The following is a 14,595-nucleotide window of genomic DNA, read 5'->3' as shown; positions in this document are numbered from 1 at the left end:
CATTGATGTGGGCGTGCGAAGCGGCAGGATAGACATGTCGTCGCGGTGCCGCCACGGCACGGCGGGCCGTTGCCGGGCAACGCGAAGGGCCGGTCGCAGCGTCCCGCGGGACGCCCGACCGGCCCTTCATTGTCACGTACGGCCGCCGTTGCAGCCTGCGGCTACTTGCTCAACACCATCCGCCGCGTCTGCACTTCGCTGCCGGCGCGCAGCCGGTAGAAGTACACGCCCGTGGCCACGGAACGGCCGGCTTCGTCGCGTCCCTGCCAGGTGGCTTCGTGGCGTCCGGCCGACTCCGGTCCGGCGAAGATCGTGTCCACGAGATGACCGGCCAGGTCGTACACCTGCAGCTCCACCTCGACCGGCGACGTCAGCTCGTAGCGGATGACCGTCGACGGGTTGAACGGGTTGGGCACGTTCTGGTGCAGCACCACAGCCTCCGTCAGGACCGGCTGCGGCACCGGGCTGAGTTCGGGCTGGAAGACCTTCTGCACGAAATCGGGCCGGTCGATGAACGGATTGCGGTTGCCCTGGATGGCGTACACCGCCTCGTTGCGGTCGATCTCCTTCGTGCTCACCGGGTCGGCGGTGTTCCACTCCAGCAGCATCGCCTCGGCCCAGGGCAACAGCACGGCGCCGTCGGTCATGGGGCTGCCCGGCCAGCTGGCGTCCTGCAGGTAGTAGCGCGTGGTCATGTAGAAATAGGCCCGCGCGAAGTCGCCCTTGTAGGCATCGATGGGCTCGAACACGGTCCCGCTGTAGCCCGGGTAGGCGCACGGTCCCAGCTTGCTGCCGTTGAGCGTCGTCTCGGTGGGGACGCCGACCTCGCCGAACGGATAGTTGCTGCGCAGGTTGTTCACGTCGTTGTCGGTCGGGTAGACCATGAACAGGTCCGTGTACATGGGCGACGTGGACCCGTACCAGCTGGCCGGCCACGAGTGCTCGCGGTTGTAGCCGGTGCCCTCGCTCCCGGCCTGGCCGCCCTGGTCGACGCCGAACGTGTACTCGTAGGGCGGTATGCCGTCGGGGATGTCCGAGTACATGTCCCAGACCTTGCCGTTGGGCTTGTCGTCGGTGGTATAGAACGCCGTCCACAGGCCGTCGTAGCTGACCGACTGGTGGCCGTCGATGATGCTCTCGAGGGCGGCCTGCAGCGGCGCGCCGACCAGGCCTTCAGCCGACGCGTAATAGCCCGCCGGGATGTTCCCGCCGTAGTAGCTGAACACGACCTGCGCGCCGCTCACGACGTTGCCGTACAGGTCCGCGACGCCGCCCACGGTGAGCGTGTGGCTGCCGGTGCCCATCACGGTCAGGGTCAGCGCCACGGTCTCGGGCTGGCCGGGGACGAGCGCCGCACCGAGGACCGTGCACCCGCTCACGAGGTAGTTGCCGGCCACATTGGCCGTGGCCGCGGCGACCGGCTCGGAGAACTTCACCTGCAGGCTGGTCGTACCGGCCGGCACGACCGCCACGATCAGCGGCACGTAGGTGTCACCGACGAAGACGATGTCCGCGGCGCTGCGCGGCACCACGCCGTCAGCTGTGCTGTTGCCGCTGACGGGCCCGGTGATCGTGTAGCGCGTGCCCTGCACCAGGTTCGGCGAGACCGCCAGGTCGTCGACGGCGATGGCGCCGCCGGTGTTCGTGACCTCCCAGCGCGGGGTCGCAGCGGCGCTCAGCGTGCAGGAGGCGTCCACCACCTGCACGAGCACGCCTTCCCAGTCCTCGGCGATGGCTTCGCCCGTGGTCAGCACGGCGGCCGCAGGCAGCACGCCCGGCGCATAGCTGTTGACCTGGGCCGTGGTGAGCATCGTGTTGCCGCTGGTCTCGGCCACGACACCGCGCACCTCGACGAGGGTGCCGGTTGCGGGCGCCGCGACACCTGAGACCCACAGGCCGCTGCGCGCGCCGGCGCCGTCCTGGATCGTGAACGTGGTGCCGAAGCCCGCCGTCACGACGCCCGACGTGACCACGGTCTGGCCGAGGTACGACGAAGCGGCGCCCGTTCCCTGGATGGCCGCGACGGCCACCACGGTCGGCAGTGCGTAGCTCTGCTGCGGGGACACGGTCTGGGCCGGGATGCTGTTGGCGGCAGTGACTGCATAGTAGACGGTCGCGCCTGCGGACTGCGACGGGATCGATGCCGAGGTGGCCCACGTGCCGCCTCCGATGTCGGACATCGGGATGGCGTTGGTCAGCGATCCGGAAACCAGGCCCCAGTTCAGCGTGACGGTGGTGATCGTGGCATTGGCGTCGGTCACCGTCGCCTGCACGCTGACGGTCTGACCCGGCAGGGGCCCTGCGGGGTTCGTGGTGACGGCGCTGATGACCGGGCCCCTGCGAAACGACGGGATTGTGCACGCCGGGCGTCGCCTGGGTCGGCGTATCGACCGCCGTCGACGTCCATTGCGCGGCGTTGAACGTCAGGCTCGGCGTGCTGACGTCGGCGTTGCGCACCATCGTCTTGTTCTCGAAGTTCGTGGACGGCACGACGAGGCTCTCGACCACCGTGCCGGAGCCGTTCTTGAGCTTGGCGCCGTCGTTGATGTTGCCGTTCCAGGTGCTGTTGCTCGCGGCCCACGCAGCAGCCGCGAAATCGATCGGGAAGGCCACGACCGGCGCCGTGCCGCCGGCCACCAGCGCTTCACCCGGCGCGATCGTCCCGGAGAGGTTCCAGGTGAAGATGTCGGAACCGTTGCCGACGGCGACCAGCTGCCAACCCGTCAGGCTTACGCTCGCGGCGCCCGAGTTGTAGATCTCGATGTAGCGATCCGTGAGGTAGTTCAATCGGGGATCGCAGAGTTCCGAGATGATGACGTCGGCCCGCGCGGCGGGTACCAGGGCCATCAGGAGCAGCAGGAACGTACAGAAGCGGGCGACGGGCTTCTTCATCGGGCGGACCTCGCGCATACGGAAGGGCCTGCAGGCGCGACGGGCCGGGATCTGGCGGCCGCGCTGGCAGGCGGGAGGGGCCCGCACCGCGGGCCATCGGTAAATGATACCACAAGCGCAGTAAAAATCAAATATTAGTTCCTATGGAACTGCATGTGACAACGGCGGTTGACGCTATTTGCCCTTGTCCTTCTTGCCACCGCCCTTGTGGTCGTCACCCTTCAGTTTGTTGGGCCGGTGGTCGTCCGAACGATTATCGTCACGGCCCTTGTCGTGCCCCTTGCCGTGGCGCTCGCGGTACCGGTCAGCCATGACCGCGCGGATGTCGCGACCCGAGGCCCGCCACTGCATCGCCGTCTCGATCGACACGCCGTAGTACTCGTGGATCATGCGCGCGCCCACGAGGTGGCGCATGTCGTCGTCGCTGAGGACCATGACGTGGCGGCCGTCCTTGCGGTGCTTCTTCCAGTGGCCGTAGGCCTTGCCGTAAGGCGGTCCGGGGTCCCGTGACACGGTCACGAAGTAGACGTCGACAGGCACCTGGCAGCGGTTGGAGATCTCGAACCAGCCGAGCCCCTGCTGCCGCAGGCCGAAAGCGTATTCCGGTCCCTTGTTGCAGTGACGGCTGAGGAACAGCGCCACGGCCAGGTCGTCCGGGTCGGGGTAGTAGCGCCGTCCCCAGTCCTCGATGACGCGCGGCTCGCGGTCGAAATAGCGGGACGAGATCGAGACGAACAGGCCGCCGTCGTCGCCCAGCGGTGCGGCTGCACCGAAGTCAACGTCGACGCCGGCCGGCGCCGCCCCTGCACTTGCGAACAGGGCCAGAACCAGCAGCAGGGATATCCTCTTCATGCGACACCTCCAGACAGACAACCTAGCGGCGACATCGTGAAGCGGCACGCGCCTCAGGCAACGAGAGCGAGCTTGAGGGATGACCGATGCCCGCCGCAGGTGTATTGCGCCAGGTAGATTCCGGCCGGTACGGTATGGCCGGAGTCGTCCGAGCCGTTCCAGACGGCCTCGTGGGCACCAGGACTGCGGTCGACCTCCAGGTCCCGGATGTGCCGGCCGCGCACGTCGTAGATATCGAGTGAAAGCACGGCGACGGTCGCCAGGCCCTCCGGCACGAGGTCGGTGATGGCGGTGCGCGCGTTGAACGGGTTGGGCCGTGCCGGACCGAGCCGGCCCAGTGACGGCAGGTCCGCAGCCGATGTGCCCGGCGCCTGCCACGGATCGGAAAGGGCACTGTAGACTGACCTCACGCCCGTAGCGCTGACCCCGCGAACGCGAACGCGGTACGTGGTGCCCGGTTGCGCCTGCAGGGTCCACATCGTATCGGGAACCGTGGCGACCATCGTCTCGGAAGCTGGTTGCACGGTGAGCCAGACTTCGTAGCTGACGGCCGGCGGCAGGGGCTGTCCGAGGGCATTCTTGGCCGGACTGGCCGTCCAGCGCACGGTCCGGGCGATGGCCGCAAGGGCAGGACTCGCCTGCAGTCCGCCGATCAGGATCAGAAAGATGGCGATGGCGCCGCGGCGGCTGCGTTGCATCCTGCGGGGTTGCGTGTGGGTGGTGTTCATGGGCGACTACCTCCATGTCAAACCAGCCGAACCGTCGGCTGGTACACCCACACACAGCAAGATACATACGCGCTTTCTTTATGATAATGACCGCCTCTTTTCCAAGTTAAGTGATTGATTTATATTGCGTTAATAATTTTGACAACAACATCAAATTCGTCTTATTGCCACTTTGTCTCCAATCGAGAACACATCTCATCTTTATGGCAAGTTCGTGATCATTGACACCGGCTGCCGCCAGACCACCCGCGGGCGAGCAGCAGACGGCTGCCCCGCGGACGCTGAGCAGCCGCGTTCAGCGACCGGCGAGTCCCGGCACGATGGCCTTCAGGTCCTGGACATATTGGCGGAACTGGGCCACGCCCTGGGCGGTGATGCGCACGAGCGTGCGCGGACGGCGCCCTTCGAACGTCTTCTCGACGCTCACCAGCCCGCCGGCCTCGAGTTTGGTGAGGTTGACCGACAGCACGCCGTCGGTCAGGCGCAGGGCCGCCCGCAGGTCGGTGAAAGTGTGGGCGGTGGGCATGGCGACGAGCCGGGACAGGAGCATGAGCCTGACCCGGCCGTGGATGAGCGGCGACAGCCGTTCCCGCTCCGGCCGGGCCGGGGCGGGGTTCTTGGCTCGCGCCATGACTTCCGGCCTCCCTGCCGGGCGTCATCGCCGCGAAGGCTCGCCGCATCCGTGCGGCGTCGCTGCCGTTCGCGCTGCGCTGTTCAGGGACCGGCCGGTGTGTTCCCGGTTGTCGGTCCGGGCCGGTCCCTGAGATCCAGGAATGGCCGCCCTGCCAGTTCCTGTTGCGGGTCCATTGGTTCCAGACCGCCGAAACGGACCGTGGCCTTCCGACGCGACCGGCGCGCATCCGTGCGCAGCGGTCGGTCGGCGAGGGGCGGCTGGCACCCAGGACCAGTGAACCCGCCCCTCATTGCCGCCCGGAGATCCTTCTCCGACCCCTTGCGGGGATCCGTCGCTCCGTCAGGACCCGGCTGGCCGAACCGTTGGACCAGACCGGCCTTCTCGCCGTGGCGAACCGAAGCTCCCCACGTCCCCGACCGGTCGTCTGCACCTGGTCGTCCCGGCCCGGGATCCTTCCCGAAACCGGTCCTCTCGACCCGGCGCCATGCTTTAATAACTGAAGTACTTTTGTATGTAAAGCACTAATTGCGGCCCGAGGGATTTTTTCCGGGAAGTGACGGAGTCGCCCGTGGACGGTGGAAATACCGCTGCCGGCACACTATTTTGGCGATGCGGTTTCGCGTCAGGCGCGCGGCGGCGCCAAAGGATTTATCCGGAGGGAAACGCCTTGAAGACCGACAAGCTCATCGCCATCGAAGACCAGTTCGGAGCCCACAACTATCACCCGCTGGACATCGTCATCCGCAAGGCCGAGGGCGTCTGGGTCGAAGACGTCGAAGGCAAGCGCTACATGGACTTCCTGGCCGCCTACAGCGCCGTCAACCAGGGGCACTGCCATCCGCGCCTGGTGAAGGCGCTGAAGAAGCAGGCAGCGAAGGTGACGCTCACCAGCCGCGCGTTCCGCAACGACCAACTGCCGCACTTCTGCGAGGAAGTGTGCGCGCTGACCGGTTTCCCCAAGGTGCTGCCGATGAACTCGGGCGCCGAGGCCGTGGAGACCGCGGTGAAGGCCGCGCGCAAGTGGGGCGAGAAGGTCAAGGGCATCGCGAAGGACAAGTGCGAGATCATCGTCTGCGCCGACAACTTCCACGGACGCACGACGACCATCGTCAGCTTCTCCACCGACGAGCAGTACCGCGACGGCTTCGGGCCGTTCACGCCGGGCTTCGTGATCATCCCCTACGGCGACGCGAAGGCGCTGGCCGCCGCCGTGACAGAGAATACGGCCGCCTTCCTGGTCGAGCCGATCCAGGGCGAAGCCGGCATCAAGCTGCCGCCCGAGGGATTCCTGAAGCAGGCCGAGAAGATCTGCCGCGACAACAACGTGCTGCTCATCTGCGACGAGATCCAGTCGGGCCTGGGGCGCACCGGGAAAATGTTCGCCTTCCAGCACGAGGATGTGCAGCCCGACGGTGTCATCGTCGGCAAGGCGCTCAGCGGCGGCTTCTATCCCGTGTCGGCGTTCCTCAGCCGCGAGGATGTCATGGGCGTCTTCAATCCCGGCGACCACGGCTCAACCTTCGGCGGCAACCCGTTGGGCATGGCCGTGGCGCGCGAGGCGATGAAGGTGCTGGTGGAAGAGGAACTCATCGAGAACAGCGCGAAGCTCGGTCCCTGGTTCATGGCCAAGCTGCAGGAGATGAAGTACAAGAGCATCAAGCAGGTGCGTGGCCGCGGGCTGTGGATCGGCGTGGTGCTCGATCGCAAGGCCCGCCCCTACTGCGAGGCGCTGATGAAGGAAGGCATGCTCTGCAAGGAGACGCACGAGAACGTCATCCGGCTGGCGCCGCCGCTGAACATCACGAAGGCCGAGCTGAACATGGCTGTTCGGCGCATCGACAAGGTCTTCCGCAAGCTCGAAGGCTGAACACGCGCGGGCTGACAGCCCGGGCGTCATCTGGTATCTTTGGCCGCAGGCGGCCGCCGGAAACGGCGGCCGCCTTCCCTTTGTCGCCTGGCCTTCGCCGGGCCCTCGCCGGTCCCCTCGACTGCCCCAAGGAGTGCCCCGATGCTTTCGCGCCCCTCCCCTCGCCCGAGCCGCGCGGCGTTCCTGTTCGCGGGGCTGCTGCTGGCCGGCGCCGCGCCGGCCATGGCGCAGACGTCCGTGACGGCCCCCGCCGACACGGCCACCTTCGCCTGGCGCACGCTGGCTTCGCTGTGCGACCTGGTGGGCAGCCGCCCTGCCGGGAGCCCGCAGATGGCGCGCGCCGTCGACTGGGCCGTCACGACGCTGCGCGCCGCCGGCTTCGACAGCGTCTGGACCGAACCGGTAACGGTGCCGGTGTGGACACGCGGCCGCGAGTGGGCGCGGTGCACGGCCCCGGCGCCCTTCGATATGCAACTGCTCGGGCTGGGGCTGAGCGACGGCACCGGGCCGGACGGCATCGAGGCCGAAGTGCTCGTCGTGCGCAGTTTCGAGGAACTGGAACAGCGCGCCGGCGAGGCGAGCGGACGCATCGTGCTGTTCAACATGCCGTGGGTCGACTACGGGACCACGGTGCAGTACCGCAGCAAGGGCGCCAGCACGGCCGCGAAGCACGGTGCCGTGGCCTGCCTGATCCGCTCGGTGACGCCGTTCAGCCTCGGCACGCCGCACACCGGCATGATGCGCTATGCCGACGACGCGCCGCGCATTCCCGCCGCCGCTCTCACCGTCGAGGACGCCGCGCGCCTGCAGCGCCTGGCCGATCGCGGCCTGTGGCCGCGCGTGCACCTGTACATGGAGGCGCGCAATCTCGGCGACGGACCCTGTGCGAACGTCGTGGCCGACATCCGCGGCGAGAAGTGGCCGGAAGAGATCGTGCTGCTGGGTGCGCACCTCGATTCGTGGGACGTTGGCACCTGTGCGCACGACGACGCGGCCGGCTGCGCCATGATGATGGCGGCGGCACGCGAGCTGATGCTGGAAGGCCGGCGACCGGCCCGCACGGTGCGCGTGGTGCTGTACACGGCCGAGGAGATCGGGGTCTACGGCGGCCGGGCCTATCGCGATGCCCATCTGGGCGAGATCGACCGCCACGTGGTCGCCATGGAGAGCGACTCGGGCGCCTTTGCGCCGCGCGGCTTCTCCGTGGCCGGCGACTCGCTGGCCGTGGCACGGGTAGCCGAGTTGGCGGCCCCGCTTGCGGCGTTCGGCGCCGAGTCCGTGACGTCCGGCGGCTCGGGCGCCGACGTGCACCCGCTGGTGGAGCTGGGCGTGCCCGGCATCGGGCACCGGGTGGAAGGCGATACCTACTTCCACTTCCACCACTCGCCGGCCGACAACCTGGACAAGGTGGATCCGGTGCTCGTGAACCGGAACGTCGAGGCCATCGCCGGGCTGGCCGGCGCGCTGGCCGCCGATCCCCGGCCCCTGCCGCGTCGCCAGCCGGCGCAACCTGCGACCCGTTGATTGCGTCATAGACAGGTTGCGGCCCGGGCACCCGGGCCGCGACCCCATCCCCCTGCACACAGCCTGGAGGTTCCCATGTTCCGCTGCCCGAATCCGCCCGCCGGCCGGAATCCGCGCCGATCCTGGCGTCACGCCCTGGCCCTGGCCCTGGTGCTGCTGGCGCCTGCCATCGCACTGGCCGCGTCGCCCGCCGACCCCGCCGCCGCCGCCCCCGACTTCGGCGACACGCGCCTGCTGCGCTTCCCCGACATCCACGGGGACACGATCGTCTTCACGTACGCCGGCGACCTCTGGACCGTGTCGGCCAAGGGCGGCGAAGCGCGCCGACTGACCGCGGCCCCGGGCTACGCCTCGCAGCCGAAGTTCTCGCCCGACGGCAAGCTGATCGCGTTCTCGGGCAACTACGACGGCAACCACGACGTGTACGTGGTCGACGCTGCCGGCGGCGAGCCGCGGCGGCTGACCTGGCACCCCTCGTTCGACCGCGTGATCGACTGGCAGCCTGACGGCAAGTCGATCCGGTTCCAGTCGGGCCGCGAGAGCAACACCGGTCGCGACCTGCAGCTCTACACGGTGCCCGTGGACGGCGGGCTGCCGGTGAAGATGATCCTGCCGACGGCCGGCCTGTCGAGCTACTCGCCCGACGGCAAGGTGATCGCCTTCAACCGCGTCACCACTGAGAACCGCACCTGGAAGCGCTACAAGGGCGGCTGGGCCCCGGACGTGTGGACCTACGACTTCGCCGCCAATCGGTCGCAGCGCCTCACCGACTGGGCGGGCTCCGACAACTTCCCGATGTGGCACGGCGACACGATCTACTACACCAGTGACCGCACCGATCGCCTGCAGGTCTGGGCCTACGACACGAAGACCGCCCAGCACCGCCAGGTCACGTTCCACGACGAGTACGACGTGAAGACCCCGAGCCTGGGCACCGACTCGATCGTCTACGAGAACGGCGGCTGGCTGTACGTGCTCGACCTGAAGGGCGGCCAGCCCCGCAAGGTGACCGTTTCGCTGCACAGCGACAACGTGCTGACGCGCCCGGTGATCAAGTCCGTGGCCGAGCAGATCACCAGCGCCGGCGTGGCCCCGGACGCCAAGCGCGCCGTCTTCGCCGCTCGCGGCGAGATCTTCACGGTGCCGGCGGAGAAGGGCGATGTCCGCAACCTGACCATGACGCCGGGCGTGCGCGACCTGGCTCCCGCCTGGTCGCCCGACGGCAAGCAGGTGGCCTGGCTGAGCGACCGGACCGGCGAGTACGAGATCTGGCTGAAGGGCGCCGACGGCCGCGGCGAGGCGGAAGCAGCTCACCAGCGGCTCGAAGACCTACCGTCTGCAGCTGGACTGGTCGCCCGACGGCAAGCACCTGGCCGTCAACGACGCCGACATGAATCTCTGGCTGGTCGACGCGACGAGCGGCGCCTCCACGCTGGTCGGGCATTCGACCTCCGGCGAGATCGACAACTGGAGCTGGGCGCCGCGCGGCGGCTGGCTGGCCTACGCCAAGGGCGAATCCAACGGCTATCGCTCGATCTACCTGTACGAGGTGGCCGGCGGCAAGACGCACCGCGTGACTTCCGACTTCAACGATTCGTCGGCACCCTGCTTCGACGACAAGGGCGACTACCTGTTCTTCGTCTCGAGCCGTCACTTCGCACCCACGCTGGGCGGGTTCGACCTGAACCCGTTGTGGACGAACATGGACGGCATCTACGTGGCGACGCTGCGTGCCGATGTGGCCCACCCGTTCCCGCCCGAAAGCGACGAAGTCGGCGCCGGTGGCGACGAGGGCGAGGAAGGAAAGGACGCCGACAAGGAAGAGGCCAAGGACGGCAAGAAGAGCGACAAGAAGGACAAGGACACCAAGTCGGAGAAGCCCGTCGTCATCGAGACGGCCGGGCTCATCGACCGCCAGGTGGCGCTGGACATCCCGTCCGGCAACTACATGCGCCTGCAGTTCGCCGAAGGCAAGCTGTTCTACCTGAGCCGCCCGTTCACGCCCGGCGGCGGCCGTGACGACGGCCCCGGCGCCGCCGCCTCGGTCATGGTGTTCGACATGAAGGAGCGCGAGGCCAAGCCCGCGCTGGAGAAGGTCGACAGCTATGTGCTCTCGGCCGACGGCAAGCAGATGCTGTACCGTTCGGGCGAGACGTTTGGCCTGGTCGAGGCCAAGGCCGAGCAGAAGCCGGCCGAGAAGCCGCTGCGCACCGCCGAGATGGAAGCCCGCGTCGACCCGCGCGCCGAGTGGCGGCAGATGTTCCGCGACGCCTGGCGCCAGGAGCGCGACTTCTTCTACGACCCCGGCATGCACGGCGTGGACTGGGACCGCATGTACCAGCGTTACGGCCAACTGGTGCCGTATGTCACGCACGGCGCCGACTTCGCCTACCTGCTCGGTGAACTGATCAGCGAGCTCAACTGCTCGCATACGTACGTCGAGACGGGCGACGTGCCCAAGTCCCCGAGGGTCGGCACCGGCCTGCTCGGCAGCACGTTCACCCTCGACGCGGCCAGCGGCCGCTACCGGTTCGGGCGCATCTACAACGAGCGCGACTGGAACTCCGACACGCCCACGCCGCTGCAGGCGCCAGGCATCGCGGTGGCGACCGGCGATTACCTGCTGGCGGTCGACGGCATCGAATTGAAGGCGCCGATGAACCCGTACAGCCTGTTCGAGAACAAGGTCGGCAGGCAGGTCGTGCTGAAGGTCGGGAAGAAGGCCGACGGCAAGGACAGCCGCGAGATCACCGTCGAGCCGATCGCCGACGACGGCGCGCTGCGCTACGAGGCCTGGGTGCAGGCCAACCGGCGCCGCGTCGACGACCTTTCGAAGGGCCGCATCGGCTACCTGCACCTGCCGAACACCGCGGTGGGCGGCCAGATCGGCTTCGCGAAGGGCTACTACCCGAACCTGCGCAAGGAAGGGCTCATCATCGACGAGCGCTTCAACGGCGGCGGGTTCATCCCCGACTTCTTCATGAACATCCTGCGGCAGAAGCTGGTCAACCTGTGGAAGCCGCGCTTCGGGCAGGACTGGCGCACGCCGGGCACGGCGTTCGCCGGCCACATGGCGATGATCAGCAACGGCTACGCCGGCAGCGGCGGCGACGCCCTGCCCTACTACTTCAAGTACTACGAGCTGGGCCCGGTCATCGGCACGCGCACCTGGGGCGGGCTCGTGGGCATCAGCCGCGGCCTGGGCCTGATGGATGGCGGCGGCGTCACGTTCCCCGAGTTCGGGCTGTTTGACATGCAGGGCAAGTGGGACGTCGAGGGCCATGGCGTCGAGCCCACCATCGACCTGGACAACCTGCCGGAGGATGAGATCGCCGGGCGCGATCCGCAGCTGGAGAAGGCTGTCGAGGTGCTGCTGCAGAAGATCAAGGACGAGCCGGTGCAGGTGCCGACCAGCGGGGAATTCCCGCGGGACAAGTAGCGGGCACGGCCAACCCGGATCGTGATGGAAGAGGACGCCGCTCCCGGCCGGGGGCGGCGTCCTCCATTGTCAACGTAGTGCAGGAGCCGCCGGAGCGGGCGGTGCGAACAGTATTGCCGGCTGCTACCTTCCGGACCGCCTTCTTCCCATGCGCAGGTAGAGATCCTCGACCTGCTTGCGCGCCCAGGGAGTCCGGCGCAGGAACTTCAGGCTGGATTCGACGCTGGGGTCGGTGGTGAAGCAGCGGATCCGGATGCGCCGCCCGAGCTCGTCCCACCCGTAATGGCCCACCAGGCTGACCAGGATCTGTTCCAGGGTCAGGCCGTGCAGCGGATTGCCTGGCTGTTGTCCGGTCATGCCTGGTCTGCAGTCGGTTCGTCCGTGCGTGGTTTGTCCGTGTCCGGTTCGGGTGCGGCCGGATCGTCATCATCCCGCTCGTCACCGGCCACCATGCGGTCGACGAAGTTCCGCAGCAGGTACATCTCGTCCTGGGTCAGGCCCTGGCCGATGACGGCCGCGCCGTAGACGAAGGCGATCAACGCCAGCGCGGCGGGCCCCAGCCAGAAGCCCCATGGATACTCGTCGACGGTGGTCTGCGCCCAGCCGAGCATGACGCCCCCGAGGCCGACCAGGGAAAGCACGCCGTAGACGGCCATGAATCCCGTCCAGACGTTGGGGCGCGGGCTGAAGCGGCCGTGCAGCACGATGCGATCGCCCCGCGGCAACAGCTGCAGGTTCAGGTACGGCGACAACAGTGATTGTTGCTCGGGGGGCAGCTGGATGTAGGCATAGCAGCCCACGACCTGCCCGGTGACGCGGCCGCCACCGCGTTCGAGCCGCGCCTTGATGCGGGCCATGGTGCGGGTGCCGTCGACCTTCATCGGGATCTCGAACGTGGGGCGCATGCTCGGGCGGATGGACATCGGCGCGCTCCGGGTCGGGTTCGGGGAATCCGGTGAGCCGGCAGTCCTGCCCGGCTCAGGGCTTGGCGCCACCGGCGCCGGAGCGGGTCCGGGCCAGGCGCACCTGCTGCAGGAGCCGCGCGATGTCGGCGTTGTCGGGCGCCAGGCGCGCGGCCCGGCCAAGGTCGCTTTCGGCCTCGTCGAGCCGGTGCGCATGCATGTGCAGCAACCCCGATTGTACCACGCCGTGGGGCGGTCGGGGGCCAGATCAACGGAACGGGTGAGGGCGGCGAGGGCACCTTCGGCATCGCCGGCCGTAGCCAGGGCCATGCCGAGGTCGGCCCAGGCGGAAGCGGCCTGCGGATCCAGCCGGACGGCGCTGCGCAGGCGCGGCAACGCGCCCGACAGGTCCTCGCGCGCCAGCAGGAGCCGGCCCAGTTCGGCTTCCACGCGTGCGTCGGCTGGCTGCCCGGCCTCGGCCAGCGCGATCGAGGCGCGGCGCAGGTCATCGCGCGCCAGGTCGGCGTTGCCGGAGGCCGCGAAGACGAGGCCGCGCAGGCGCAGCGCCTGCGGGTGCGCAGGTTCACGTCTCAGCATGATCCCGGCCGCATTGACGGCCAGGCCGCCCCACAGGCCGCGGTCCGCTCCGTCGGCGGCGGCCTCGAAACGGCCCAGGGCGTGCCGCGCGTACGCCGAAAGCGATCCGGTGATGTAGTTCCGCCCCATGGCCAGCCAGACCGGCGCTTCGCGCGAGGGCCGCCCCTTCTCCCCCGGCTCCAGGCGCGGCAGCAGCAGGCGCTCCAGGCAGGGATCGCCGGCCAAGGGACTGGCAGCCGCCGACTGGGAGTACCAGTCCTCGGCCAGCGTCCATTCACCGAGCCGTTCGGCCAAGGCGCCCATGTCGCGATAGCACTCGAGCGCGCGCGACGCCTGCGGACGCAGGTTCAGGCACTGGTTCAGGGCGCCGCGCAGGCGGCCAAGGCTCTCGTCGTGCACGGCCAGGACCCAGCGCAGGTACGGCGTGAAGATGTCGAGGCGCTGCAGTTCGGCGGTGATCTCCAGCACGCGGGGCGTCTGGCCCAGGCGCCCCTGCGCCAGCCCGCGCAGTTGCAGGGCGCCCTGGCTGGCGGGCTCGACCTGCATCGCCGCCAGCGCCCAGTCATCGGCGTCGGTCCACTCGGCCCGCTCGTAGTGGTGCCAGGCGCGGGTCAGGGCCGTGGCCAGGGCCGCTTCGCGCCTGAAGGCGGATCCACGCGCGGCCAGGGGCGCGCCGGCGTCGTTGAGGCGGCGCACAGCCGCCGCCGCGCCTCCCAGCGCGGTGGCTGTCTGCAACTGGTCGCCGGCGGCGCGCCAGGCGTCGGCCGCCGCCAGCCAGAGCTGCGGATCGTCGGGGGCCGCCGCCACGGCCGCTGCCGCCAGGCGGATCCGCTCGCCCGGTTCGCGGGCCTGCGCGGCCCCCCTTGCCAGGTCGACAGCGTCGCCACGACGCGCAGCCTGCGCTGCAGGCGTCAGCGCCAGGAAGGGGTCGATGGCCAGGGAATCGGAGACAATGGCGCGCAGGAGCGCACGGTCGGCGTCGCAGCTGCGGCCGGCGGTGCCGGCACAGCCGCCGCACGCGGCCCCCAGGGCGAGCAGGAGGAAGGCGAGGCGCGCTGCAGGATGGACAGCGAGAGGGGCCGCCGCCATCGCCGCCCGCCGCAGCATCGCCCGCGGCCGAACGGATCGGCCCGGGCGATGCGGCAGCGGGCTCTTGTCCA

The 14,595-nt window shown here is 68.9% G+C and carries 11 protein-coding genes and 1 pseudogene; 6 read left to right on the top strand and 6 right to left on the bottom strand.

Annotated features, from left to right (window positions below):
• Window positions 1-161 precede the first annotated feature (161 nt).
• On the bottom strand, window positions 162-1,835 hold the full coding sequence (locus IPG61_11030; protein MBK6734603.1) for an endonuclease: 1,674 nt from the start codon (window positions 1,833-1,835) through the stop codon (window positions 162-164).
• A gap of 518 nt (window positions 1,836-2,353) precedes the next feature.
• Between IPG61_11030 and IPG61_11025 the strand changes: the two genes are divergently transcribed.
• Window positions 2,354-2,755 carry a hypothetical protein gene (locus IPG61_11025; GenBank protein ID MBK6734602.1) on the top strand — a complete coding sequence of 134 codons (402 nt, stop codon included), beginning with the start codon at window positions 2,354-2,356 and terminating at the stop codon, window positions 2,753-2,755.
• 311 nt (window positions 2,756-3,066) lie between these two features.
• Here the strand turns inward: IPG61_11025 and IPG61_11020 are convergent, their stop codons facing one another.
• The 3 genes from IPG61_11020 to IPG61_11010 all read right to left on the bottom strand — a co-directional run bounded on the left by IPG61_11020 (window position 3,067) and on the right by IPG61_11010 (window position 5,103).
• Window positions 3,067-3,744, bottom strand: a complete 678-nt coding sequence (locus IPG61_11020; GenBank protein MBK6734601.1) for a hypothetical protein — start codon at window positions 3,742-3,744, stop codon at window positions 3,067-3,069.
• Between the two features lie 53 nt (window positions 3,745-3,797).
• On the bottom strand, window positions 3,798-4,472 hold the full coding sequence (locus IPG61_11015; GenBank protein ID MBK6734600.1) for a hypothetical protein: 675 nt from the start codon (window positions 4,470-4,472) through the stop codon (window positions 3,798-3,800).
• A gap of 295 nt (window positions 4,473-4,767) precedes the next feature.
• Complete coding sequence (locus IPG61_11010; protein ID MBK6734599.1) at window positions 4,768-5,103, bottom strand: transcriptional regulator; 336 nt, start codon at window positions 5,101-5,103, stop codon at window positions 4,768-4,770.
• 670 nt (window positions 5,104-5,773) lie between these two features.
• Between IPG61_11010 and rocD the strand changes: the two genes are divergently transcribed.
• The 5 genes and pseudogenes from rocD (at window position 5,774) to IPG61_10985 (ending at window position 11,936) form a co-directional block, all read left to right on the top strand.
• Window positions 5,774-6,973, top strand: coding sequence for an ornithine--oxo-acid transaminase (gene rocD, locus IPG61_11005; protein ID MBK6734598.1), 1,200 nt, complete (start codon window positions 5,774-5,776; stop codon window positions 6,971-6,973).
• Window positions 6,974-7,114: 141 nt separating this feature from the next.
• Window positions 7,115-8,497: a M20/M25/M40 family metallo-hydrolase gene (locus IPG61_11000; GenBank protein ID MBK6734597.1), complete on the top strand. Its 1,383-nt coding sequence runs from the start codon at window positions 7,115-7,117 to the stop codon at window positions 8,495-8,497.
• Window positions 8,498-8,572: 75 nt separating this feature from the next.
• A complete protein-coding gene (locus IPG61_10995) occupies window positions 8,573-10,516 on the top strand; it encodes a PD40 domain-containing protein (protein MBK6734596.1) in 1,944 nt (647 codons plus the stop codon).
• Window positions 10,517-10,628: 112 nt separating this feature from the next.
• A pseudogene (locus tag IPG61_10990) lies at window positions 10,629-10,943 on the top strand (hypothetical protein).
• Window positions 10,944-11,153: 210 nt separating this feature from the next.
• Complete coding sequence (locus IPG61_10985; protein MBK6734595.1) at window positions 11,154-11,936, top strand: hypothetical protein; 783 nt, start codon at window positions 11,154-11,156, stop codon at window positions 11,934-11,936.
• A 123-nt stretch (window positions 11,937-12,059) separates the two neighbouring features.
• Here the strand turns inward: IPG61_10985 and IPG61_10980 are convergent, their stop codons facing one another.
• Both IPG61_10980 and IPG61_10975 read right to left on the bottom strand, forming a co-directional pair.
• Window positions 12,060-12,293, bottom strand: a complete 234-nt coding sequence (locus IPG61_10980; GenBank protein ID MBK6734594.1) for a DUF2132 domain-containing protein — start codon at window positions 12,291-12,293, stop codon at window positions 12,060-12,062.
• Window positions 12,290-14,524: a tetratricopeptide repeat protein gene (locus tag IPG61_10975; protein MBK6734593.1), complete on the bottom strand. Its 2,235-nt coding sequence runs from the start codon at window positions 14,522-14,524 to the stop codon at window positions 12,290-12,292. Before IPG61_10975 ends, IPG61_10980 begins: the two co-directional genes overlap by 4 nt.
• Window positions 14,525-14,595: the final 71 nt, after the last annotated feature.

The organism is bacterium, assembly GCA_016703265.1.
Classification (GTDB): domain Bacteria; phylum Krumholzibacteriota; class Krumholzibacteriia; order LZORAL124-64-63; family LZORAL124-64-63; genus CAINDZ01.
Note: the sequence above shows the minus strand (reverse complement) of the source record. Positions and strands in the feature narration are given on the sequence as shown.

Bases quoted from the DNA above. Each gene is read 5' to 3' on its own strand.
- IPG61_11010 (MBK6734599.1), bottom strand. From the start codon at position 5,103: ATGGCGCGAGCCAAGAACCCCGCCCCGGCCCGGCCGGAGCGGGAACGG.
- IPG61_10995 (MBK6734596.1), top strand. From the start codon at position 8,573: ATGTTCCGCTGCCCGAATCCGCCCGCCGGCCGGAATCCGCGCCGATCC.
- IPG61_10975 (MBK6734593.1), bottom strand. From the start codon at position 14,524: ATGGCGGCGGCCCCTCTCGCTGTCCATCCTGCAGCGCGCCTCGCCTTC.
- IPG61_11020 (MBK6734601.1), bottom strand. From the start codon at position 3,744: ATGAAGAGGATATCCCTGCTGCTGGTTCTGGCCCTGTTCGCAAGTGCA.
- IPG61_10985 (MBK6734595.1), top strand. From the start codon at position 11,154: ATGAACCCGTACAGCCTGTTCGAGAACAAGGTCGGCAGGCAGGTCGTG.
- IPG61_11000 (MBK6734597.1), top strand. From the start codon at position 7,115: ATGCTTTCGCGCCCCTCCCCTCGCCCGAGCCGCGCGGCGTTCCTGTTC.
- IPG61_10980 (MBK6734594.1), bottom strand. From the start codon at position 12,293: ATGACCGGACAACAGCCAGGCAATCCGCTGCACGGCCTGACCCTGGAA.
- IPG61_11015 (MBK6734600.1), bottom strand. From the start codon at position 4,472: ATGAACACCACCCACACGCAACCCCGCAGGATGCAACGCAGCCGCCGC.